20 protein-coding genes are annotated in these 20,334 nt (G+C 68.8%); 11 read left to right on the forward strand and 9 right to left on the reverse strand.

Going from position 1 to position 20,334, the window contains the following annotated elements; genetic code table 11:
• Nucleotides 1–9: 9 nt before the first annotated feature.
• Nucleotides 10–660 carry an FMN-dependent NADH-azoreductase gene (locus tag ACWGDB_RS24840; protein ID WP_453824404.1) on the reverse strand — a complete coding sequence of 217 codons (651 nt, stop codon included), beginning with the start codon at nucleotides 658–660 and terminating at the stop codon, nucleotides 10–12.
• Between the two features lie 154 nt (nucleotides 661–814).
• Here ACWGDB_RS24840 and ACWGDB_RS24845 point away from each other — a divergent pair, with 154 nt between their 5' ends.
• Both ACWGDB_RS24845 and ACWGDB_RS24850 read left to right on the forward strand, forming a co-directional pair.
• Nucleotides 815–1,483 (forward strand): nitroreductase, encoded by a 669-nt coding sequence (locus ACWGDB_RS24845; RefSeq protein ID WP_453824405.1) that lies wholly within the window; start codon nucleotides 815–817, stop codon nucleotides 1,481–1,483.
• A gap of 99 nt (nucleotides 1,484–1,582) precedes the next feature.
• Nucleotides 1,583–2,311, forward strand: coding sequence for an SDR family oxidoreductase (locus ACWGDB_RS24850; RefSeq protein WP_453824406.1), 729 nt, complete (start codon nucleotides 1,583–1,585; stop codon nucleotides 2,309–2,311).
• Here ACWGDB_RS24850 and ACWGDB_RS24855 read toward each other — a convergent pair.
• The 3 genes from ACWGDB_RS24855 to ACWGDB_RS24865 are packed head-to-tail and all read right to left on the reverse strand — an operon-like array spanning nucleotide 2,290 to nucleotide 3,547.
• Entirely contained in the window at nucleotides 2,290–2,793 is a 504-nt protein-coding gene (locus ACWGDB_RS24855) for a GNAT family N-acetyltransferase (protein WP_453824407.1), read from the reverse strand. The two genes, ACWGDB_RS24850 and ACWGDB_RS24855, sit on opposite strands and share 22 nt — an antisense overlap.
• A 35-nt stretch (nucleotides 2,794–2,828) precedes the next feature.
• Complete coding sequence (locus ACWGDB_RS24860) at nucleotides 2,829–3,050, reverse strand: helix-turn-helix domain-containing protein (protein ID WP_453824408.1); 222 nt, start codon at nucleotides 3,048–3,050, stop codon at nucleotides 2,829–2,831.
• Entirely contained in the window at nucleotides 3,050–3,547 is a 498-nt protein-coding gene (locus tag ACWGDB_RS24865; protein WP_453824409.1) for a DUF2975 domain-containing protein, read from the reverse strand. The genes ACWGDB_RS24860 and ACWGDB_RS24865 overlap by 1 nt, the downstream gene beginning before the upstream one ends.
• Before the next feature lie 181 nt (nucleotides 3,548–3,728).
• On the opposite strand from ACWGDB_RS24865, the gene ACWGDB_RS24870 reads away from it, so the two are divergent.
• On the forward strand, nucleotides 3,729–4,346 hold the full coding sequence (locus ACWGDB_RS24870) for a dihydrofolate reductase family protein (RefSeq protein WP_453824410.1): 618 nt from the start codon (nucleotides 3,729–3,731) through the stop codon (nucleotides 4,344–4,346).
• A gap of 454 nt (nucleotides 4,347–4,800) precedes the next feature.
• On the forward strand, nucleotides 4,801–5,520 hold the full coding sequence (locus tag ACWGDB_RS24875) for a DUF2637 domain-containing protein (protein WP_453824411.1): 720 nt from the start codon (nucleotides 4,801–4,803) through the stop codon (nucleotides 5,518–5,520).
• A 5-nt stretch (nucleotides 5,521–5,525) separates the two neighbouring features.
• On the opposite strand, the gene ACWGDB_RS24880 is transcribed toward ACWGDB_RS24875, so the two are convergent.
• The gene (locus ACWGDB_RS24880; RefSeq protein WP_383615256.1) at nucleotides 5,526–5,831 is read right to left on the reverse strand and encodes a zinc-ribbon domain-containing protein; all 306 of its coding nucleotides are present in this window, start codon (nucleotides 5,829–5,831) and stop codon (nucleotides 5,526–5,528) included.
• A gap of 121 nt (nucleotides 5,832–5,952) precedes the next feature.
• A complete protein-coding gene (locus ACWGDB_RS24885; protein ID WP_453824412.1) occupies nucleotides 5,953–8,247 on the reverse strand; it encodes a (Fe-S)-binding protein in 2,295 nt (764 codons plus the stop codon).
• 204 nt (nucleotides 8,248–8,451) lie between these two features.
• Between ACWGDB_RS24885 and ACWGDB_RS24890 the strand changes: the two genes are divergently transcribed.
• The 5 genes from ACWGDB_RS24890 to ACWGDB_RS24910 all read left to right on the forward strand — a co-directional run bounded on the left by ACWGDB_RS24890 (nucleotide 8,452) and on the right by ACWGDB_RS24910 (nucleotide 13,787).
• Complete coding sequence (locus tag ACWGDB_RS24890; protein WP_453824413.1) at nucleotides 8,452–9,516, forward strand: MraY family glycosyltransferase; 1,065 nt, start codon at nucleotides 8,452–8,454, stop codon at nucleotides 9,514–9,516.
• 94 nt (nucleotides 9,517–9,610) lie between these two features.
• A complete protein-coding gene (dnaK, locus tag ACWGDB_RS24895) occupies nucleotides 9,611–11,461 on the forward strand; it encodes a molecular chaperone DnaK (RefSeq protein ID WP_383615265.1) in 1,851 nt (616 codons plus the stop codon).
• Nucleotides 11,461–12,105, forward strand: coding sequence for a nucleotide exchange factor GrpE (grpE, locus tag ACWGDB_RS24900; RefSeq protein ID WP_328425405.1), 645 nt, complete (start codon nucleotides 11,461–11,463; stop codon nucleotides 12,103–12,105). The genes dnaK and grpE overlap by 1 nt, the downstream gene beginning before the upstream one ends.
• Before the next feature lie 42 nt (nucleotides 12,106–12,147).
• Complete coding sequence (gene dnaJ / locus ACWGDB_RS24905) at nucleotides 12,148–13,335, forward strand: molecular chaperone DnaJ (RefSeq protein WP_453824414.1); 1,188 nt, start codon at nucleotides 12,148–12,150, stop codon at nucleotides 13,333–13,335.
• 5 nt (nucleotides 13,336–13,340) lie between these two features.
• Complete coding sequence (locus ACWGDB_RS24910; protein WP_037706704.1) at nucleotides 13,341–13,787, forward strand: heat shock protein transcriptional repressor HspR; 447 nt, start codon at nucleotides 13,341–13,343, stop codon at nucleotides 13,785–13,787.
• A gap of 62 nt (nucleotides 13,788–13,849) precedes the next feature.
• On the opposite strand, the gene ACWGDB_RS24915 is transcribed toward ACWGDB_RS24910, so the two are convergent.
• Together ACWGDB_RS24915 and ACWGDB_RS24920 are read right to left on the reverse strand one after the other, a co-directional pair.
• Nucleotides 13,850–14,365, reverse strand: a complete 516-nt coding sequence (locus tag ACWGDB_RS24915) for a hypothetical protein (RefSeq protein ID WP_453824415.1) — start codon at nucleotides 14,363–14,365, stop codon at nucleotides 13,850–13,852.
• A 32-nt stretch (nucleotides 14,366–14,397) separates the two neighbouring features.
• Entirely contained in the window at nucleotides 14,398–16,146 is a 1,749-nt protein-coding gene (locus ACWGDB_RS24920; protein ID WP_453824416.1) for a PA14 domain-containing protein, read from the reverse strand.
• A gap of 295 nt (nucleotides 16,147–16,441) precedes the next feature.
• On the opposite strand from ACWGDB_RS24920, the gene ACWGDB_RS24925 reads away from it, so the two are divergent.
• Together ACWGDB_RS24925 and ACWGDB_RS24930 are read left to right on the forward strand one after the other, a co-directional pair.
• Nucleotides 16,442–17,572 carry a sugar ABC transporter substrate-binding protein gene (locus ACWGDB_RS24925; RefSeq protein ID WP_453824417.1) on the forward strand — a complete coding sequence of 377 codons (1,131 nt, stop codon included), beginning with the start codon at nucleotides 16,442–16,444 and terminating at the stop codon, nucleotides 17,570–17,572.
• A 537-nt stretch (nucleotides 17,573–18,109) separates the two neighbouring features.
• Nucleotides 18,110–19,180 (forward strand): LuxR C-terminal-related transcriptional regulator, encoded by a 1,071-nt coding sequence (locus ACWGDB_RS24930; protein WP_453824418.1) that lies wholly within the window; start codon nucleotides 18,110–18,112, stop codon nucleotides 19,178–19,180.
• Nucleotides 19,181–19,242: 62 nt separating this feature from the next.
• On the opposite strand, the gene ACWGDB_RS24935 is transcribed toward ACWGDB_RS24930, so the two are convergent.
• Nucleotides 19,243–20,187 carry a helix-turn-helix transcriptional regulator gene (locus ACWGDB_RS24935; RefSeq protein ID WP_453824419.1) on the reverse strand — a complete coding sequence of 315 codons (945 nt, stop codon included), beginning with the start codon at nucleotides 20,185–20,187 and terminating at the stop codon, nucleotides 19,243–19,245.
• Nucleotides 20,188–20,334 lie beyond the last annotated feature (147 nt).

A 20,334-nucleotide genomic window follows, 5' to 3' on the forward strand; every position in this document is an offset into this window, starting at 1 on the left:
ACGCGGCACTCACCCGGCGACGCGCTCCGCGACTTCCTTGGCCTTGGCGGCAGCGTCCGCGAAGGCGCGCGTACGGGAGGCCTCGTAGCGGGGGACCAGTTCGGACATGGCCGGGTTGCGGGGGGCCATGGTGAGCTCCGGGACGATGAAGTCGAGGTCCAGGCCGAGCGTGCTCTTCAGGACGGCCTCCAGGTAGTTCTGCACGAACTCGAAGCCCTCGCGCGGGGTGCCCGGCGCGTACGAGCCGCCGCGGCTGGCGATGACGGTGACCGGGGTGCCCTGCGCGGACGGGTTCTCGCCCGCGGTGCGGCCCACGAGGATCACGTTGTCCAGCCATGCCTTGAGGGTCGACGGGACCGAGAAGTTGTGCATCGGGGCGCCGATCAGTACGGCGTCCGCCGCCTCCAGTTCCTCGATGAGCCGCACCCGCGCGGCGAACGCGGCGGACTGCTCCGTGGTGCGCTCCGACGGGGTGGTGTAGCCGGCGGACCAGGCGCCGGCCGTGATGTGCGGGACGGGGTCGGCGGCGAGGTCACGGTAGATCACCGCTCCCTCCGGGTGCTGCTCCTGCCAGGCCGTACGGAAGGCGGCCGCGACCGAACGGGACGAGGACGCCTCGCCGGGGAGTACGGACGAGTCGATGTGCAGCAGCGTGGCCATGGGCTTTCTCCAAGGGGGGCGCCCGAGGCGGGGACACCAGGGGCTGACGGACATGGCTTGAGATCGACCATAGTTAAACACGAGACGGTATCGAATGATACCGTCGCGACTGCAACGGAGACGGACGCACCGAGCAAAGAGGAGGCAGGCGACCTTGGACGTCTACGAGGCGGTCACGAGCCGACGGGCAGTGCGCGGGTTCACCGACCGGCAGGTCCCGAAGGAGGTGCTGGCCCGGGTGCTGACCGCCGCGGCATGGACCCCCTCGGCGTCGAACGTCCAGCCGTGGCACGCGTATGTGCTGACCGGCGCACCGCTGGCCGGGCTCAAGAAGCGCGCCGGCGAACGCGTGGTGTCGGGCGATCCCTGGGACGAGCCGGAGTACCAGCAGTACCCGCCCGATCTGAAGTCCCCCTACCGCGAACGCCGATTCGCCTTCGGCGAGCAGCGGTACGGCGGACTCGGCATCCCCCGTGAGGACCTGGAGGCGCGCCAGCGGGCCGCTGCCGCGAACTGGGACTGCTTCGGCGCGCCCGCCGCCCTGTTCTGCTACCTCGACCGTGACATGGGGTCGGCACAGTGGTCCGACGTCGGCATGTATCTGCAGACCGTCATGCTCCTGCTGCGCGCCGAGGGGCTGCACAGCTGCGCGCAGATGGCGTGGGCGAAGTACCGCAAGACCGTCGCGGAGGTACTGGCGCCGCCGGATGAGCTCATCCTCTTCTGCGGCATGTCGATCGGGTTCGAGGACGTCACCGTGCGGGAGGCGCGCACGGGCCGGGCGCCGCTGGAGGAGACGGTCACGTTCGTCCCCGGCTGCTGACAGGAGCCGCGTTCAGCCGGCCGGGCGGCGCTTTCTTGCCATGCCCACCTAGTTCTGCACATGCCACATTGCAAAGACGCTCGCGACGAAAGGCATCTCATGAAGTTCGCGGTCATCGGCGGTACCGGCCTCATCGGGTCGCAGGTCGTCAGCAATCTGAACGCCGTCGGGCACGAGGCGGTGCCGCACTCGCAGTCCACCGGCGTCGACGTCATCACCGGCCAGGGGCTGGACGAGGCGGTGGCGGGGGCCGAAGTCGTCGTCAACCTGACGAACTCCCCGACCTTCGACGAGGCCTCCCCGGCCTTCTTCCGGACCTCGATGGACAACCTGCTGGCCGCGGCCGGCAAGGGCGGCGCCGGCCACTTCGTCATCCTCTCGATCGTCGGCGTGGACCAGGTGCCCGAGCTGGACTACTACCGGGCCAAGTCCCTCCAGGAGAGCGTGCTGGCGGCCGGGCCGATCCCCTACTCGATCGTGCGGGCCACCCAGTTCATGGAGTTCATGGACGCCGTCATGTCCTGGACGGCCGACGGCGACACCGTCCGCTTGCCCGCCACGCCGATCCAGCCGATCGCCGCCAAGGACGTGGCGAGGGCGGTGACGGACGTTGCCGTGGGCGCCCCGCTGAACGGCATTCGCAACATCGGCGGGCCCGAGGTCTTCACCCTGGACGAGCTGGGCCGTGCGACTCTGGCCCACAAGGGAGACAGCCGTACGGTCGTCACCGACCCCACCGCCGGTATGTTCGCCGTCGTCAAGGGCGACGTCCTCACCGACAAGGAAGCCCACCTCGCCCCCACCCGCTACAGCGACTGGCTCTCCTGACCGTTCGCCCCGGGCGCTCCGTTCGGCTCGCGCACCATGAACACGTCCACCGCGTCCTCGGACCCGACCGTGAACCCGTGCCGCTCGTACAGCCGCCGGGCCGGGCTGCCCTGCAGGACGTTCAGCCGGACGAGGACGCCGTCGCGGTCACACCGCTCCAGCAGTTCGCGCAGCACGCCTGAACCGATACCCCGGCCCTGAAGAGGCGGGGCCAGGTAGAAGTGCTCCAGCCACAGCTCCTGCCGCCGCTGCGGCCGCCGACCGTCCTCGGCCGGTCGCAGCGCCACGCAGCCGGCAAAGGCGCCGCCCGCCTCGATCACCCAGGTGTGCGCCGGATCGAATCCGTCCCGCAGCCGCTGCCGCACCCGCCGCTCGTCGTACCGTCCGAGCCGCTCCAGATCCGCCCGCAGCACCACGGCACGCAAGGCGGCCACCGCCTCGACGTCGTCCGCCGACGCCGGCCGAAGCCCCCAGTCCGCCATGATCGGCACGCTATCGCGCAGGGCTCCGGCCGGCCTCAGAGGTCCGTCGCTCCGTTCCCCTCCCAGCGCAGCAGGTCCCCCGGCTGGCATTCGAGCACCTCACAGAGGGCCTCGAGGGTGGTGAAACGCACGGCCTTGGCACGGCCGTTCTTGAGTACGGCCAGGTTGGCGGGGGTGATGCCGACGCGGTCGGCCAACTCGCCCACGGACAGCTTCCGTTTGGCCAGCATCACGTCGATGTCGACGACGATCGGCATCAGATCACGGCCTCCAACTCGGCCTGCATCGCCGTCGCCTCGACGTCACGCGCCACGGCCTGGGCGAGCAGCATCCGCAGCACGAGCACGATGAGCGCCACGCCCATCACCGCCGTGGCGACCCCGCCGATCAGCAGGACGACACCCGGAGCCACGGCCTCGCCGGGGGCCAGGAGCACACCGAGCGAGAACACCAGGAGGGAGGCCGCCGCGATCGCACCGATCACGATGTGCACGTAGCGGAAGGCGCCGTGGGAGAACACCGTCCCGCGGCGCACCATCGTCACCAGCCGCCAGACGCAGACCACGATCACCTGGCCCGCCAGCACGCCCAGGAACACGAGCGTCAGCAGCGGGGCGCGCAGATACGCGTACTCCGGGCGGAGCCCCTCCAGGTCACCGGCCATCAGCGGCACCATCACCGCCTGCACGAACAACGAGCCGACGAGCAACATCGCGAGCACGACGCGCAGTGCCAGCACGGTCAGCTTTCCCATCCCTGTCGTCCTTCCTATCGTCCCACGATGGAAATCTATTGAATATCGATAGGTGCGGCAAGGAGGAGGCGGCAGCCGTCGATGAGTTCCCGCCCCGCGGAAGGTCAAAGGGGGTACAGAGATCCGACGTGCCCCGGACAGGACAGGACATCCAGGGCCCCGAGTGGAAACGGTGTGTGCGATGAAGGTGACGGTGCAGGAGTTTCTGTCGCTGGACGGTGTCTCCCAGGGGCCCGGGTCCCCGGACGAGGACACCAGTGACGGGTTCACGCAGGGGGGCTGGTTCGTGCCGTATGCGGACGAGGAGTTCGAGCGGCTGGTCGGCGGCTGGCTCGGGGAGGCGGACGGGTTCCTGTTCGGGCGGCGTACCTACGAGAACTTCGCCAGGGACTGGCCGAAGATGACCGACCACCCGAACGCCGGGCCGCTGAACGGTCTCCCGAAGTACGTGGCCACCCACACCCTGACCAGGGCCGACTGGAATCCGACCACGATCCTGTCCGGTGACGTGCCCGCCCAGGTGGCCGAGTTGAAGCAACGTCCGGGCCGGGAGCTGCAGATCCACGGCAGCGCGCGGCTCGCCCAGTCCCTGCTGGCCGCCGGGCTGATCGACACGCTGCGGCTCGCGATCGCCCCGGTCGTGGTCGGTCAGGGCCGACGCCTGTTCCCGGACGGCGGCGCCCCCGCGGGCCTACGGCTCGTCAGCCGGCAGACGACAGCCGGCGGACTGTCCGTGCACGTCTTCGAGGCGGCGGGACTTCCGCGGTACGGGACCTACGGGGCCGCCCCTCAGTCGTGACCCCCCGAACCCCCGGGTCCCTGCACTCGCCGACGTGAAGGGTCGAGCGGGACCGGCTCACCGACGCCGCCCGGGACGGGACTGGCCTAGGCGGCGCCGAGCCGCCGACGACGCGTCGGCTGTGACCTGCCCGGACCAATGGAGCCGGTAATAGTAAGTCCCTCGATAACACCGCGTCATAGATTTTCGTTGGATATTTTAGATAATCACCGTTGACGCATATTCCCCCGAATGCCAGATGTCCTGCCCCGCGCGGTACTCGTTAGGTGGGCGTGACTTGGCATGAAAAACATGCAGCTGAGGGTCGTACGCTCCGCTCGCTTCAGGCAGCTGATCAGACCACTGCGGAAGGCATCACGCACTGCTCGGATCTGCTTGAGGACTTTCTGAGAACCATCAGCCGGATGGAGAGCGAATATCTCCGGGCCACGATGGAAGGGGAAAGGTTCTAGCGATGAGGGCCGACTATGACGCGGTAGGCGAACAGCCTCTTTACACTCAGCAGCTCGACATGCAGAACCTCTGGCATGTCCCCGATGCGGCGATCTCGTCGCCGGGCGGCTGGGATCTGGACGAAGAGCTGGCCCAGATGCTGAACACGACGCAGGGCCTGGATCTTTCCGCCGCTCCTGTTCCCACTCCTGCTCCGACCCCGCCGCCGGCACACCGTGACAGGCCCCCGCCCCGGCCGGTCCATCGAAAGCGGCCTCAGCCCAGCAATCACATCCTTGCCGGAAACCCAAAGATCTTCACCGTCGGGGTCCTGGTCACACTCATCACCCTGTGTGCGGTCACGATGCTCACCTGGTCCATTTCGTATTCGTACGATCAGCTGCGCTCCATCGCGCTGCTGGTGGTGTCGCCGAATCTGGCCCATTGGTGGCCATTGACGGTCTATGGACCGTGGCTGCTGGCGGGTCTGTCCATCCTGCGGGCTTCCGTTCAGCGTCGGACGGCCCGGCGTTCCTGGGCCGTCATGCTGATCTCCTCCGGGACCGCGGTGGCGCTGTGCATCGGCCAGTCGGCGCATTCCCTGCTGGCGATGGTGGTCGTCGGAATTCCGCCGATCACCGCCCTGGTCTGCTTTCGCGAACTCGTCGGACAGTTCTCGTCACGGCCCGGCCCCCGGCACGCGGCCGACGCGATGAACGGACCCAAGCAGCCGAAGCCGTAGGCCGCTCAGGACTGGTACGGCTGCTGCGGCTGCCCGTAGGGGTGCTGACCGCCGTGGGTGCCGGGCTGTCCGCCGGCGGCGGCCTGCGCCTGCAGCTGCTCCGCCTGCTCGCCGGTCACCTTCTGCTCCGCGCCGCAGAACGTGCACTGCGTCGCGTACTTGGTCGAGACGGGGAACAGCGGCACGAAGAACAGCGTGAACTTCGTGACGCGCTTGCGCAGCGTGTGCGCGGAGGGGTTGCCGCACTGGCCGCACACCAGCGTCAGTATCGCCAGCTGGTAGAGGTAGCCCTTGGTGCCGAAGATGATCACGAGGTGGTCCTTCCGGAGCGGGTTCTGCCGCAAAAGTACAACTGTCGAGCGTACGGCGACGCCCCCAGGCCCTGCGGGGCGTGGGGGCGTCGGACTGCCGTAGGGATTGCCGTGGCGGTTCCTACTTGACCGGCTGGGGCTCCGGCTCGCTCTCCGCCTCGGCGGTGCCCGCCGGGGGCTCGTCGTCCGGGACCGGGGTCTTGACCGACTCCAGCAGCAGCTGGGCGACGTCGACGACCTGGATGGACTCCTTGGCCGTGCCGTCGTTCTTCTTGCCGTTCACGGAGTCCGTGAGCATGACCAGGCAGAACGGGCAGGCCGTCGAGACGATGTCCGGGTTCACCGAGAGAGCCTCGTCGACGCGCTCGTTGTTGATGCGCTTGCCGATCCGCTCCTCCATCCACATCCGCGCACCACCGGCGCCACAGCAGAAGCCGCGCTCCTTGTGGCGGTGCATCTCCTCGTTGCGGATGCCCGGGACGCTGGCGATGATCTCGCGCGGGGGCGTGTAGATCTTGTTGTGGCGGCCCAGGTAGCAGGGGTCGTGGTAGGTGATGATGCCCTCGACCGGGGTCACCGGGACCAGCTTGCCCTCGTCCACCAGGTGCTGCAGCAGCTGGGTGTGGTGGATGACCTCGTAGTCGCCGCCGATCTGCGGGTACTCGTTGCCGATCGTGTTGAGGCAGTGCGGGCAGGTGGCGACGATCTTCTTGGCCGACTTGGGCTTGCGGGACTCCTCGGTCACCTTGCCGTCGTCGTCCATCTCCTCGCCGAACGCCATGTTCAGGGCCATGACGTTCTCCATGCCGAGCTCCTGGAACAGGGGCTCGTTGCCGAGGCGGCGGGCGGAGTCACCGGTGCACTTCTCGTCGCCGCCCATGATGGCGAACTTGACGCCCGCCATGTGCAGCAGCTCCGCGAAGGCCTTGGTGGTCTTCTTGGCGCGGTCCTCCAGGGCGCCGGCGCAGCCGACCCAGTAGAGGTACTCGACCTCGGTGAGGTCCTCGATGTCCTTGCCGACGACCGGTACCTCGAAGTCGACTTCCTTGAGCCATTCCAGGCGCTGCTTCTTCGCCAGGCCCCAGGGGTTGCCCTTCTTCTCCAGGTTCTTGAGCATCGTGCCCGCCTCGGACGGGAACGCGCTCTCGATCATCACCTGGTAGCGGCGCATGTCGACGATGTGGTCGATGTGCTCGATGTCCACCGGGCACTGCTCGACGCAGGCGCCGCAGGTGGTGCAGGACCACAGGACGTCCGGGTCGATGACGCCGTTCTCCTCGGCGCTGCCGATCAGCGGACGCTCGGCTTCCGCGAGGGCGGCCGCGGGGACGTCCTTCAGCTGCTCCTCGGACGCCTTCTCCTCGCCCTCCATGGTCTTGCCGCCGCCGGCCAGCAGGTACGGCGCCTTGGCGTGCGCGTGGTCGCGCAGCGACATGATCAGCAGCTTGGGGGAGAGGGGCTTGCCCGTGTTCCAGGCGGGGCACTGCGACTGGCAGCGGCCGCACTCGGTGCAGGTGGAGAAGTCCAGCAGGCCCTTCCAGGAGAACTGCTCGACCTGGGAGACACCGAAGACGTCGTCGTCACCGGGGTCGGTGAAGTCGATCGGCTTGCCGCCGGAGGTCATCGGCTGGAGGCCGCCGAGGGCCGTCCCGCCGGTCGCCTCGCGCTTGAACCAGATGTTCGGGAACGCCAGGAAACGGTGCCAGGCCACACCCATGTTGGTGTTGAGCGAGACCACGATCATCCAGATGAACGAGGTGCTGATCTTCACCATCGCGGTGAAGTAGATCAGCGTCTGGAGCGTGGACAGGCTCAGGCCCTTGAAGGCCAGGACCAGCGGGTACGAGGCGAAGTACGCGGCCTCGTAGTGCTCCACGTGGTGGATCGCGCCCTCGAGGCCGCGCAGCACGTAGATCGCGAGGCCGATCGTGAGGATGACGTACTCGACGAAGTACGCCTGCCCGGACTTCGAGCCCGCGAAGCGGGACTTGCGGCCCGCGCGCGAGGGCAGGCTGAGCAGGCGGATCACCATGAGCACCGCGATGCCCAGGATCGTCATCACACCGATGAACTCGATGTACAGCTCGAACGGCAGGAAGCCGCCGATGATCGGCAGCGTCCAGTCGGCCTGGAAGAGCTGACCGAATGCCTGGGCGAGGGTCGGTGGCAGCGTCAGGAAGCCGACCGCCACGAACCAGTGGGCGACTCCGACGATGCCCCACCGGTTCATCCGGGTGTGGCCGAGGAACTCCCGCACGAGCGTCACGCTGCGCGCGTAGGGGTTGTCGGTCCGGCTGCCGGCCGGCACCGGCTGGCCGAGCTTGAAGTACCGGACGAACTGGCCGATGGCGCGTGCGAGCAGCGCAACGCCGACCACGGTCAGCACCAGCGACACGATGATCGCGGCGAGTTGCATTTCGGGGCTCCTCGGGCCTGCGAGGGGGTGGTTCGAGGGTGTCCTCGACATTACTAAGCGGTAACTTATGTAGTCCTCTGAGACTACCCGCATCCTCCGCCGCACTGTAGCCAGGCACGGAGTGATGTGAGTCGCTGAGGGTTGCCTTAAGAACCGATCGTGTTATTCATCCCGAAATGGTATATACGGCACTAACCTATCCCCGTGCTTTACGGGATCGCCGCCGCCACCACCGCCCTGCTGCTCGCCGCCCTGCTCGCGGCGCTGCTCCGGCTGCCAGCCCTGCGCTTCGGCATCCTCGACCGCCGGCGCCAGCGGCCGACGCCCCTGCTCGGCGGTGTCGCCGTCGCGCTCGTGACCTGCCTGGTGGCCGCCGCCGGGGAGTGGACCCGGTTCGCCCCGTTGGGCTCGGAGATCATGCGGCTGGTGGTCGCCGCGGGTGCCGTCGCCGCGCTCGGGCTGGTCGCCGACGTACGGCGGGTGAAGGCGCGGTTCCTGATCGGCGGTACGGCGGTGGCGGCGGCCTGCGTGGTGCCGTACGGCGACACCGGGATCCTGCTGGGGCTGGTGGCCATCGGCTGGATCGTTCTCGTGGCCATCGGGTTCAAGGCGCTCGACCATGCGGACGCACTGGCCGGCACCGTCGGGGTGCTCACCGCATTCGGCGTCGGTATCTGCGCGGCGGCCGAGGTGATGGACGAACTCGCGGTGCTGCTCAGTGTGCTGGCGGCCGCCCTGACCGGGTTCCTCATGCACAACTGGCATCCCGCGCGGATCGGGCTCGGGGCGTGCGGGTCCCTGTTCGTCGGGTTCGTGCTGGCCGCGTCCGCCGTCATCACCCGGGCCGGGCACGACCCCGTGTCGAGCGCGGCCGTGCTCTACTCGCTCACCTCCTTCGCCACCGCCGACGTACTCCTCGTGGCGCTGTCCCGGCGGCTGGCCGGACGGCCCCTGCTGCGGGGCGGGCCCGACCATTTCGCCCATCGTTTGCGCCGGGTCGGACTCACCCCGCAGGGTGGGACGGTCCTGCTGGGGGTCGCGGGCTTCTCCGGAGTGCTCGTCGGCGTCCTCGTGCACATGGGATGGATGGCGCCGTCCGGGGCGTTCTGGGTGGGAGTGGGTGCCCTCGTCACCGTATTCGCGATGCTGCACATCAAGCCGTACGGGTCTCGGCGTCACCCCTCTTTTCCCGTGGGGGGTGCTGTTCGCCCGCCCGCGCAGGCCACATCGTCGCAGGTCGGAGCCCAGTTGCGTGTAAGGAACGGATAAGAGTTGAGTGGGGTCGACTCAGCTCTGTTGACCGGTTGCGAGCCGTCATGCACACTTGAGTCCGTTCCACTCAAGTCAGCTGGAGGAATCAACCATGGCACGTGCGGTCGGCATCGACCTGGGCACGACTAACTCCGTCGTCAGCGTTCTCGAAGGCGGCGAGCCCACCGTCATCACCAACGCCGAGGGTGCCAGGACCACGCCGTCCGTCGTCGCCTTCGCGAAGAACGGCGAAGTGCTTGTCGGCGAGGTCGCCAAGCGCCAGGCGGTCACCAACGTGGACCGGACCATCAGGTCCGTGAAGCGCCACATGGGCACCGACTGGAAGACGGAGCTCGACGGGAAGCCCTTCAACCCGCAGCAGATGTCCGCCTTCATCCTGCAGAAGCTGAAGCGGGACGCCGAGTCCTACCTGGGCGAGAAGGTGACCGACGCGGTCATCACCGTCCCGGCGTACTTCAACGACTCCGAGCGCCAGGCGACGAAGGAGGCCGGCGAGATCGCCGGTCTGAACGTCCTTCGCATCGTCAACGAGCCCACCGCGGCCGCGCTCGCGTACGGCCTCGACAAGGACGACCAGACGATCCTCGTCTTCGACCTCGGTGGCGGCACCTTCGACGTGTCCCTCCTGGAGATCGGCGACGGCGTCGTCGAGGTGAAGGCCACCAACGGTGACAACCACCTCGGTGGTGACGACTGGGACCAGCGCGTCGTCGACTACCTGGTCCAGCAGTTCAAGTCCGGTCACGGCGTGGACCTCGCCAAGGACAAGATGGCTCTCCAGCGTCTGCGTGAGGCTGCCGAGAAGGCCAAGATCGAGCTGTCCTCGTCCACCGAGACCTCGATCAACCTGCCCTACATCACCGCCTCCGCCGAGGGCCCGCTGCACCTGGACGAGAAGCTCACCCGGGCTCAGTTCCAGCAGCTGACCGCGGACCTTCTGGAGCGCTGCAAGACCCCGTTCTTCAACGTCATGAAGGACGCCGGCGTCTCCATCAACGAGATCGACCACGTCGTCCTCGTCGGTGGCTCCACCCGTATGCCCGCCGTCGCCGAGCAGGTGCGCGAGCTGACCGGCGGCAAGGACGCCAACAAGGGCGTCAACCCGGACGAGGTCGTCGCCATCGGCGCCGCCCTGCAGGCCGGTGTTCTCAAGGGTGAGGTCAAGGACGTCCTGCTCCTCGACGTGACCCCGCTGTCCCTCGGTATCGAGACCAAGGGCGGCATCATGACCAAGCTCATCGAGCGCAACACCACGATCCCGACCAAGCGGTCCGAGATCTTCACGACGGCCGAGGACAACCAGCCGTCCGTGCAGATCCAGGTCTACCAGGGCGAGCGCGAGATCGCGGCGTACAACAAGAAGCTCGGCATGTTCGAGCTGACCGGTCTGCCGCCGGCCCCGCGCGGTGTCCCGCAGATCGAGGTCGCCTTCGACATCGACGCCAACGGCATCATGCACGTGACCGCGAAGGACCTCGGCACGGGCAAGGAGCAGAAGATGACCGTCACCGGTGGCTCCTCGCTGCCGAAGGACGAGGTCAACCGGATGCGCGAAGAGGCCGAGAAGTACGCGGAGGAGGACCACGCCCGCCGCGAGGCCGCCGAGTCCCGCAACCAGGGCGAGCAGCTCGTCTACCAGACGGAGAAGTTCCTCAAGGACAACGAGGACAAGGTCCCCGGCGAGGTCAAGACCGAGGTCGAGGCCGCCGTCGAGGAGCTGAAGACCGCGCTCAAGGGCGAGGACACCGCCGAGATCCGCACCGCCACCGAGAAGGTCGCCGCGGTCTCGCAGAAGGTCGGCCAGGCCATGTACGCCGACGCCCAGGCCGCGCAGGGCGCTGCCGGCGGTCCGGAGGGCGCTGCCCCGGGCGGCAAGGCCGCTGACGACGACGTCGTCGACGCCGAGATCGTGGACGACGAGCGCAAGGACGGTGCCGCGTAATGACGGAGGAGACCCCGGGCTTCGAGGAGAAGCCCGACGTCCCCTCCGGCGCGACCCCTGACGACGCCGAGTCGAAGGCCGCCCCTCAGGAAGGGGCGGCCCCGGCCGGGGACGGAGCAGCAGACCCGGGCCTGGTGGCCCAGCTGGACCAGGTGCGTACGGCGCTCGGCGAGCGCACGGCGGACCTCCAGCGGCTCCAGGCCGAGTACCAGAACTACCGCCGCCGCGTGGAGCGGGACCGGATCACGGTCAAGGAGATCGCCATCGCGAACCTCCTGACCGAGCTCCTGCCCGTGATCGACGACATCGGCCGCGCGCGTGAACACGGCGAGCTCGTCGGCGGATTCAAGTCCGTCGCGGAGTCGCTGGAGACCGTCGCGGCGAAGATGGGACTGCAGGCGTTCGGCAAGGAGGGCGAGCCCTTCGACCCGACGATCCACGAGGCCCTGATGCACTCCTACGCGCCGGACGTCACCGAGACGACCTGCGTGGCGATCCTGCAGCCCGGGTATCGCATCGGCGAGCGCACCATCCGCCCCGCGCGGGTGGCCGTCGCCGAGCCCCAGCCGGGCGCGCAGACCGTCAAGGAGGAGTCTGCCGAGGCGGCCGACGACAAGGAGAGCGGTGGCCCGGACGAGGGCTGACGTTGAACTGACGAGGGACTACGGGAAGGGGGCACGTCGAGGATGAGCACCAAGGACTTCATCGAGAAGGACTTCTACAAGGTCCTCGGCGTCCCCAAGGACGCCACCGAGGCCGAGATCAAGAAGGCGTACCGCAAGCTCGCCCGCGAGAACCACCCGGACGCCAACAAGGGCAACGCCAAGGCGGAGGAGCGCTTCAAGGAGATCTCCGAGGCGAACGACGTCCTCGGCGACCCCAAGAAGCGCAAGGAGTACGACGAGGCTCGCGCCCTGTTCGGCAACGGCGGCTTCCGCCCGGGGCCGGGCGGCGCGGGCGGCTCCTTCAACTTCGACCTGGGCGACCTCTTCGGAGGCGGCGCCCAGGGCGGCGGCGGCCAAGGAGGAGCCGGCGGCTTCGGCGGCGGACTCGGCGACGTCTTCGGGGGCCTGTTCAACCGCGGCGGCACGGGGACGACCCGTACCCAGCCCCGGCGCGGCCAGGACATCGACACCGAGGTCAACCTCAGCTTCACCGAGGCGATCGAGGGTGCGACGGTCCCGCTGCGGATGTCCTCGCAGTCACCGTGCAAGGCCTGCGCGGGCACCGGCGACAAGAACGGCACACCGCGGGTGTGCCCGACCTGCGTCGGTACCGGCCAGGTGGCGCGGGGCTCGGGCGGTGGTTTCTCCCTCACCGACCCGTGCCCGGACTGCAAGGGGCGCGGTCTGATGGCCGAGCACCCCTGCATGGAGTGCAAGGGCAGCGGCCGGGCCAAGTCCTCGCGCACCATGCAGGTCCGCATCCCCGCCGGGGTGTCGGACGGCCAGCGCATCCGCCTGCGCGGCAAGGGCGCACCCGGCGAGCGCGGCGGCCCCTCCGGCGACCTGTACGTCACCGTGCACGTCGACGCGCACCCGGTGTTCGGCCGCAAGGAGGACAACCTCACGGTGACCGTCCCCGTGACCTTCACGGAGGCGGCCCTCGGCGGCGAGGTCAGGGTCCCCACCCTGGGCGGACCGCCGGTCACCCTGAAACTGCCGCCCGGCACACCCAACGGCCGCACCATGCGGGCGCGGGGCAAGGGCGCGGTCCGCAAGGACGGCACCCGCGGCGACCTTCTGGTCACCGTCGAGGTGAGTGTTCCGAAGGACCTGACGGGGAAGGCTCGTGACGCGCTCGAGGCGTATCGCGAGGCGACCGCGGGTGAGGATCCGCGTGCGGAGCTGTTCCAGGCCGCGAAGGGAGCATGAGTCAGATGGACGGTCGTCGACGCAACCCGTATGAACTGACCGAGGAGACCCCGGTCTACGTCATCTCGGTGGCGGCCCAGCTGTCCGGCCTGCACCCGCAGACCCTGCGCCAGTACGACCGCCTGGGCCTGGTGTCTCCGGACCGCACCGCGGGCCGGGGGCGCCGTTACTCGGCCCGTGACATCGAACTGCTGCGCACCGTCCAGCAGCTGTCGCAGGACGAGGGCATCAACCTCGCCGGCATCAAGCGCATCATCGAACTGGAGAACCAGGTCGCCGCGCTCCAGTCCCGGGTGGCCGAACTCCAGGCCGCCGTCGAAGGGGCCGCCGCGGCGATGCAGCAGCGCGAGGCGGCGGTGCACGCGTCGTACCGCCGCGATCTGGTGCCGTACCAGGAGGTGCAGCAGACCAGCGCGCTGGTGGTGTGGCGGCCGAAGAAGGCCAAGGACTAGCGGCACGCAGCGGAAAGGGGCCCGGAGAACTCTCCGGGCCCCTTTCCCATGCCGGCACCGCGTCAGGGAATCAGATCCCCGATCGCATCCACGACCAGCATCCACATCGGCTGCGCCCCCGTGCCGAATCCGGCTGCGAGGGCGTGTCCGAGGCTCACGTCCATGGCCTCGGGGGCCGCGTCCGCGCGCCACTCGGCGGAGACCTCGCCGTTGCCCTGGGAGGTGAACTCACCGAGGGGCCGCCCGTCGCGCAGGAGCAGACTGTCCGGCACGGAGTCGGGTAGCAGCCGCCAGACATGGCCGGCATGCCGGACGTCGACCGCGTACGAACGCCGGGTCAGCCGCCCCTTCGCCGGGCGCACGTCCGCCTGCGCGCCGTCCACGGTGAGCGTGAGCCGGTCGCCGGCCCGGGTGCCGACGGGGATGTGCTCCTCGGCCTCGGTGCCGACGGACCGGCTCAGTACGATCCGCGGTACCGCCGCGCCCTCGACGACGACTTCGCCGCGCCCGGTGTCCAGACGGACGGTCAGCGTGCCGAACTGGCTGTCCTCGACGAGGGTTTCGGTGATGACGGTCATGCGGATGATCTTCGCAGCTCCGGTCGGGTCGGTCAGGCGGCGGGTGCGGTCACCGTCCAGTCGCCCGCGGGGACGGACTCGGTGCCGTCGGCCTGCACACCCGTGACCCAGTAGAAGGACGTGGTGCCGCGCCGGGCGCCCTTGTCGAAGTAGGTGAAGGCCCCGGCCGGGAGCTCGGCGATCTTCTCGTACGTGGCTGAGGCGGGGTTCCACCGGTGGACGCGGAAGCTCTGCGCCGGGTCGGCGGACTCTTCCTCGCCCGCGCCGAGCCCGGACCACACGAGCTGGTTGCCCTCGTCGCCCTCGGCACCCGAAGCCGTCAGACGCAGCGGCGAGCCGTCGGGCGTCGGCACGCTCGGCGTCATGTCGAGCTCCGTCGCGCGCACGGCCTCGACCGGATCGTCGCTCCACCTGATGGCGGAGTTCCCCTCGTCGTCCACGGCGTCGACGAAGAAGCAGACCTCGTCACCGTCCGGGCGCGTGGTGTACGCGTAGGAGGTCTCGGAGGGGGAGACGTGGTCCACCAGGCTGCCGTAGCAGACCTGTTCGCCCTCGTCGCCCGCGAGCTCGCCCCAGTGGACCGTGTAGTGCCGCAGATCCCTGGCCGGGCTCCTGTCCCAGTCCAGCTGGAAGCCGTACTCGGTCGGGGTGACGCTCAGCCCGGTGACGAGCGGCGGCGGATCGTTGTCCCAGATCTTGCCGGACTGCGTCGCGGACCGGGCGGACGCATTGCCCGCCGCGTCGGCGGCCGACACCCGGTAGTGGTACACGGTGCCCTCGGCGGCCGAGGTGTCCAGGTGGGAGAGCCGGTCCGTGCTCGCGACCTCGGTGTACGTGCCGTTGCGGCTCGTCGCCCGGTAGACGCGGTACGTCGCCGCGTCCGCGACCTCGTCCCACTCGACCAGCAGCCCGCCCGTGCCCCCGGCCGGGGTCACCTCGCCGGTCGCACCCGTGATGGTGGGCACGCCGGGCGCGACCCGGTCGACGGTGGTGACGGCCTGGTCCGCCGTACCGGCCGACTCGTTGCCGGCCCTGTCGTGGGCGCGGATCTCGTAGAAGTAGGTCGCGCCGGTCACCGGCAGGGTGCTGTCGGTGTAGGTGGTGGAGGTGGTCGTCGCGAGCGGGGTGCTCCCGAAGGTGGCGCCCTTGAGGCGGCGGTGGACGCGGTAACCCGCGTGGTCCATCTCCTTGTTCTTCGCCCAGGTCAGCTTCGCCTTGCCCGTGGCCCTGTCGTACGAGACCGAAGTGCCGGTCGGCGCGAGCGGCCTGACCTTGTCGACGGTCGCCGAAGTGCGGGGCGTGTAGGCGAACTTGACGTTGGCCGTGCCGGTCCAGTTGACGTGGTCGACGCGCAGGGTGTGCTTGCCGGCCGGGACGGTGACGTTGACCGTCTTCTTCGCGGTGGTCGACACGTTCTTCCAGATATCGACCTTGCGGGAGCCGTCGAGGTAGACGCGGATGCCGTCCTGGGAGGAGACGGCGAAGGAGAAGGGGCCACCGGAGCCGAAGTCGCGGGTCAGGGTCCAGCGGACGGAGAAGTTGTCCTTCGGGAGACCGGAAGCGGGGGCACCCGTGCCCCAGTTCTGGTCGATGACCGAGTCGCAGTCCGTCCTCTTCGCGGTGCCCGAAAAGGTGGTGTTCGCGAAGAACTGGCGCTTGAAGACCGGCGAGGTACAGGTCACTGCGGCGGACGCGGGGGAGGTCGTCGTGAGCAGGGCGCCCGTGGTGGCGAGCACGACCGTCGCCGCGGCTGCGGCGGTCGTGCGTCTGGCTGGGTTCATTCGATCCTCTGGTCGAGTGCGGGACGACAGGCGGGCGTCGTCCTGAACAGGACTCGTGACGAATGGGGTTGGTTGTACGGATCTTGGAAGCGTGTTCGATCGAAAGATCGGTGGAGGGGGTGTAACGGGTGATGCGATATGTTTCGCCATGTCTTTACATGATCAGCGGAGCGTGGTGTTGCGCACTCGTTAAGTGATTCCGCTTGACGCTGGGGGCGGTCGACGCGTTGGCTTTTCAGTCATCTGGGCGCAATGGCGCGCCCGTGTCCCGAAGGCACCAGAAGTGAGCTCCTCTATGCGTCCCTTGCGCCCCCTGCGCCGCACCGCCACCGCCGTGGCCGCCGCGTCCACGATGACCCTCTCGCTGGCAGCGTGCGGGGCACTGGGCGTCACCGGGGACAGCAGTGAGGCGAGCCCGACCAAGGGTGACGACGTCACCGTGGGACTGCTGCTGCCGGAGACGGCGAACACGCGCTACGACAAGTTCGACTACCCCATCATCAAGAACAAGGTCGCGGAGCTCACCGACAAACAGGGCCAGGTCGACTACCGCAACGCGGACGCAGACGCCAAGAAGCAGGCGAACCAGCTCCAGCAGATGATCAACGACCAGGTCGACGTGATCCTGCTGGACGCCGTGGACGCCCACGCGATAGCCGACGGCGTGCAGAAGGCCAAGGACGCCGGCATTCCGGTCATCGCCTACGACCGCCTGGCCGAGGGCCCGATCGACGCGTACGTCTCCTTCGACAACGAACTGGTCGGCGAGGTGCAGGGCCGCTCCCTCATGGAGGCCATGGGCCCGGACGTCGACTCGTCCGACAAGATCGTCATGATGAACGGGTCGCCCACCGACCCGAACGCCAAGCAGTTCAAGGCGGGCGCCCTCTCCGAGCTCAACGGCTCGGTGGACATCGCCAAGAGGTATGACACCAAGGACTGGAAGCCGGAGAACGCCCAGGCCAACATGACCGAGGCGATCAAGGCCATCGGCGCGAACAACATCAAGGGCGTCTACTCCGCCAACGACGGCATGGCCGGCGGCATCATCAAGGCCCTGCAGGCCGAGGGCGTGACCGACCTGCCGCCGATCACCGGACAGGACGCCGAACTGGACGCCGTCCAGCGGATCCTGAGCGGCGAGCAGTACATGAGCGTGTACAAGTCGTATCCGCAGGAGGCCGAGAGCGCCGCGGAGATGGCCGTGGCCAAGGTTCAGGGCAAGGACATCCAGTTCGACTCCCTCACCCAGGACCAGGTCGACAGCCCGACCGCCAAGGACATCCCGGCCCTGCTGGTCCCGGTGGTCGCCCTGACCGAGAACAACATCAAGCAGACCGTCCTCGCCGACGGGATCTACGATCTGTCGGAGATCTGCGCGGGCGAGTACAAGTCCGCGTGCGCGGCGGCCGGGCTCACCAAGTAGGGCACAGGCACGGCTCAGCGGACAGGGTCCGTCGGTTCTACCGGCGGGCCCTGTCTCGTTGTCCGGTGGGCGTTGACGTCGCCGTCGCCGGTGGCGAAGGGTCTGCTTTGCGAGTGCGTCGTGCCGGATCAGGTCGCCGACTCGGGGGTGGGGGGCTTGTCGTCGACGACGCCGTTCCCGACGGCGTTCGCGAGTGTGACGCGGCCCGCCCGGTCGGCCGGCGTGCTTTGCAGCGCACAGCGCAAAGGCCGGGATGACACCCCCAGCTTGTTGCAACCCGACGGACGGAGGCCGGGAAATACCGGGGCGTAACGGTGTTTTACGGCGGCCGTCCCGGCGGGAGCCGTGTTGCGGAGCACGGCCGGTCCGCGCATAGTTGCGCTGCGGAAGCGCGAGCGAACCGTAGGCCCGACGGGCCGAGCACGGTGGGCCTGTCGACCAGGGCCACGCCCGGCCCGGGTGTCCCGGCAGAGGTCGACACCGCGCTCCGGAGGTGAGCGAGCCGGCGAAAGGCAAGAACCGGGGGTGGATGGGGCGATGGCCGGGCACGGGACCGAGGAGCATCCCCACGGTGCCGACCGACTGTGCGACGCCGGGGACCGCGTGTACTCCCGGGCCGTACGGCGCGGTCGCGTGCCGCGCCGGGATGCGGAGCCGGTGCCCTGCCTGCTGGACCTGGCGCTGCTGCATCCCGACCCCGACGACATGGACTGGCTGGTGCCGACCGCCCCGCAGGAGGTCATGACACGGCTGCTGCGCGGGGTGTACGACGAGGTCAGCGCGAGCCAGCGGCGGATGGGCTCGGCGGTGGCGGCGTTCGAGTGGTACGCCGGGCTCGGGCCGCAGCTGCCGCAGGCGTCCGGCGTCGAGGGTACGGCGATCCGGGTCCTGGACGGTGACGCGCGCATCCAGGGCGCGCTGGACGAGGCGACGCAGGCGTGCACCAGCCAGGTACTGACCGTGCAGCCGGGCGGCATCCGTCCCGAGCACGAGCTGACGGAGGGGCTGCACCGGGCGATGGAGCTGCGGGGGCGGGGCGTGCGGATGCGCGACCTGTACACGCACGTGGCGCGGCACGGTCAGGGACTGCTGAACTACCTTGAACTGATGGGCGATTCGGTGGAGGCCCGCACGCTGGACGAGGTGATCGACCGGCTGATCCTCTTCGACCGCACGGTGGCCTTCGTCCCGGCGAACGCCGACCGCACGATGGCGCTGGAGCTGCGGCATCCGGCGCTGGTGAACTATCTGGTCACGGTCTTCGAGCGGCTGTGGCGCCTCGCGATCCCGCTGACCGCGCCCCTGCCCGACACCGGCATCGAGGGCATTTCCCACCGTGAACAGTCCATCGCGGCGCTGCTCGCCGAGGGCCACCAGGACGCGGTGATCGCGGAGCGGCTGGGGATAAGCGTACGGACGTGCCGTGCGCACATCGCGCGCCTGTCGGAAACACTGGGCGCGGCGAGCCGTACGCAACTCGGCGTCCGTATCGCCCAGGTGGGCCTGGACCGCTCGCGGGCGTCGTCGTCGGGGGCCGCGGTGATCAGCGTGGCGGGGGTTCCCCGGGTGCCCGGTCTACCCGGTCAGGAGTCCTCGACCGGCCGGTGAGACAGCCGGGTTGAGACCGAACCGGCTGAGCCCGAACCGATTCCTCACCGCACTCCCGTCGCTCAGCTCTCGTTGTCGAGGATTCCGGACTGCGCGATGAGGAAGCCGAGTTGAGCCCGGCTCCCGCTGCCCAGGGCGGTGGCCAGCTTGGCGATGTGGGCTCGGCAGGTGCGCACGTTCATGCCCAGCCGGCGGGCGATCGCCTCGTCGACGTGTCCCTCCACGAGGAGCTTCGCGATGGAGTGCTGGATCTCCGTGATGCCGTCGGGCGCGGTCTCGTAGGGCGCGTGCTCGGTCAGCGGAACCGCGCGGCTCCACATGAACTCGAAGACCTTGATCAGGTAGCGGATGAGTCCGGGCTGGCGCAGCTCCAGGGCCACCTGCTGGTCGTCGCGGGTGGGGATGAAGGCGACCGACTCGTCGCAGATGATCAGGCGCTCGACCAGTTCGTCGATGGTGCGGTACTCCACCTTGCCGTCCGAGAGCTGGGCGACATAGGCAAGCTTGCCCGGGTTGTGGCGCACCGTGTGCTGATAGAGGGTCCTTATGCGCACGCCGCGTTCGATCAGTGGACGGTCCCGCTCCAGACCCTGCAACAAGCTGCTCTCCGAGATGCGGTTGCTCGGCTGGACCGTGAGCATTTCGGTCTGGCACTGGGCCGTGGCCAGGTTGAGGGCGGCGTTGATCCGCTCCCCGCCCTCCAGCACGGTGATGGAGTGCGTGCCCCCCGTCACCTGAGCGCTGAGGTCCATGAATGGCTGGAGTGCGTCGGCCAGCTCGACGGACAGCCGCCTGCGGTCGGAGATCTCCCGCTCGATGGGATTGAGCCGCTGAGCCAGAGCGACCGACGCCGGAACGGGACGCAGCCAGTTCGGGTCGTCGGCGTCCGGGTAGAGCAGAGCGAACTCCATCAGGCAGGGGACGGACTCCACGTCGATGCGTGCGATACGCCCCGTGCGCAGCGCGTTCGCATAGAGTCGGCCACCTTCCGCGCACATCTCGGTCATCGCATGGGGATGTATCGCTTTAGTCTGATTCGTCACCAAATCTCCACCCCCCAGGGTCCTGAACATGCAGGAACATGATGCACCGATCGTGTGGCCATGAAGTGCCCGAATGAGCCATCGTCTTACTCGACGGGGGAAGAGGGGACC

This window comes from Streptomyces sp. NPDC055013, assembly GCF_053608645.1.

Excerpts from the sequence above, each read along its gene's own strand:
- ACWGDB_RS24915 (WP_453824415.1), bottom strand. The coding sequence starts at position 14,365 with ATGACCGTCATCACCGAAACCCTCGTCGAGGACAGCCAGTTCGGCACG.
- ACWGDB_RS24860 (WP_453824408.1), bottom strand. The coding sequence starts at position 3,050 with ATGCCGATCGTCGTCGACATCGACGTGATGCTGGCCAAACGGAAGCTG.
- ACWGDB_RS24910 (WP_037706704.1), top strand. The coding sequence starts at position 13,341 with ATGGACGGTCGTCGACGCAACCCGTATGAACTGACCGAGGAGACCCCG.
- ACWGDB_RS24865 (WP_453824409.1), bottom strand. The coding sequence starts at position 3,547 with ATGGGAAAGCTGACCGTGCTGGCACTGCGCGTCGTGCTCGCGATGTTG.
- dnaK (WP_383615265.1), top strand. The coding sequence starts at position 9,611 with ATGGCACGTGCGGTCGGCATCGACCTGGGCACGACTAACTCCGTCGTC.
- ACWGDB_RS24930 (WP_453824418.1), top strand. The coding sequence starts at position 18,110 with ATGGCCGGGCACGGGACCGAGGAGCATCCCCACGGTGCCGACCGACTG.
- ACWGDB_RS24870 (WP_453824410.1), top strand. The coding sequence starts at position 3,729 with ATGAAGGTGACGGTGCAGGAGTTTCTGTCGCTGGACGGTGTCTCCCAG.
- ACWGDB_RS24875 (WP_453824411.1), top strand. The coding sequence starts at position 4,801 with ATGAGGGCCGACTATGACGCGGTAGGCGAACAGCCTCTTTACACTCAG.
- ACWGDB_RS24885 (WP_453824412.1), bottom strand. The coding sequence starts at position 8,247 with ATGCAACTCGCCGCGATCATCGTGTCGCTGGTGCTGACCGTGGTCGGC.
- ACWGDB_RS24935 (WP_453824419.1), bottom strand. The coding sequence starts at position 20,187 with ATGACCGAGATGTGCGCGGAAGGTGGCCGACTCTATGCGAACGCGCTG.
- ACWGDB_RS24840 (WP_453824404.1), bottom strand. The coding sequence starts at position 660 with ATGGCCACGCTGCTGCACATCGACTCGTCCGTACTCCCCGGCGAGGCG.
- grpE (WP_328425405.1), top strand. The coding sequence starts at position 11,461 with ATGACGGAGGAGACCCCGGGCTTCGAGGAGAAGCCCGACGTCCCCTCC.
- dnaJ (WP_453824414.1), top strand. The coding sequence starts at position 12,148 with ATGAGCACCAAGGACTTCATCGAGAAGGACTTCTACAAGGTCCTCGGC.
- ACWGDB_RS24855 (WP_453824407.1), bottom strand. The coding sequence starts at position 2,793 with ATGGCGGACTGGGGGCTTCGGCCGGCGTCGGCGGACGACGTCGAGGCG.
- ACWGDB_RS24920 (WP_453824416.1), bottom strand. The coding sequence starts at position 16,146 with ATGAACCCAGCCAGACGCACGACCGCCGCAGCCGCGGCGACGGTCGTG.
- ACWGDB_RS24925 (WP_453824417.1), top strand. The coding sequence starts at position 16,442 with ATGCGTCCCTTGCGCCCCCTGCGCCGCACCGCCACCGCCGTGGCCGCC.
- ACWGDB_RS24850 (WP_453824406.1), top strand. The coding sequence starts at position 1,583 with ATGAAGTTCGCGGTCATCGGCGGTACCGGCCTCATCGGGTCGCAGGTC.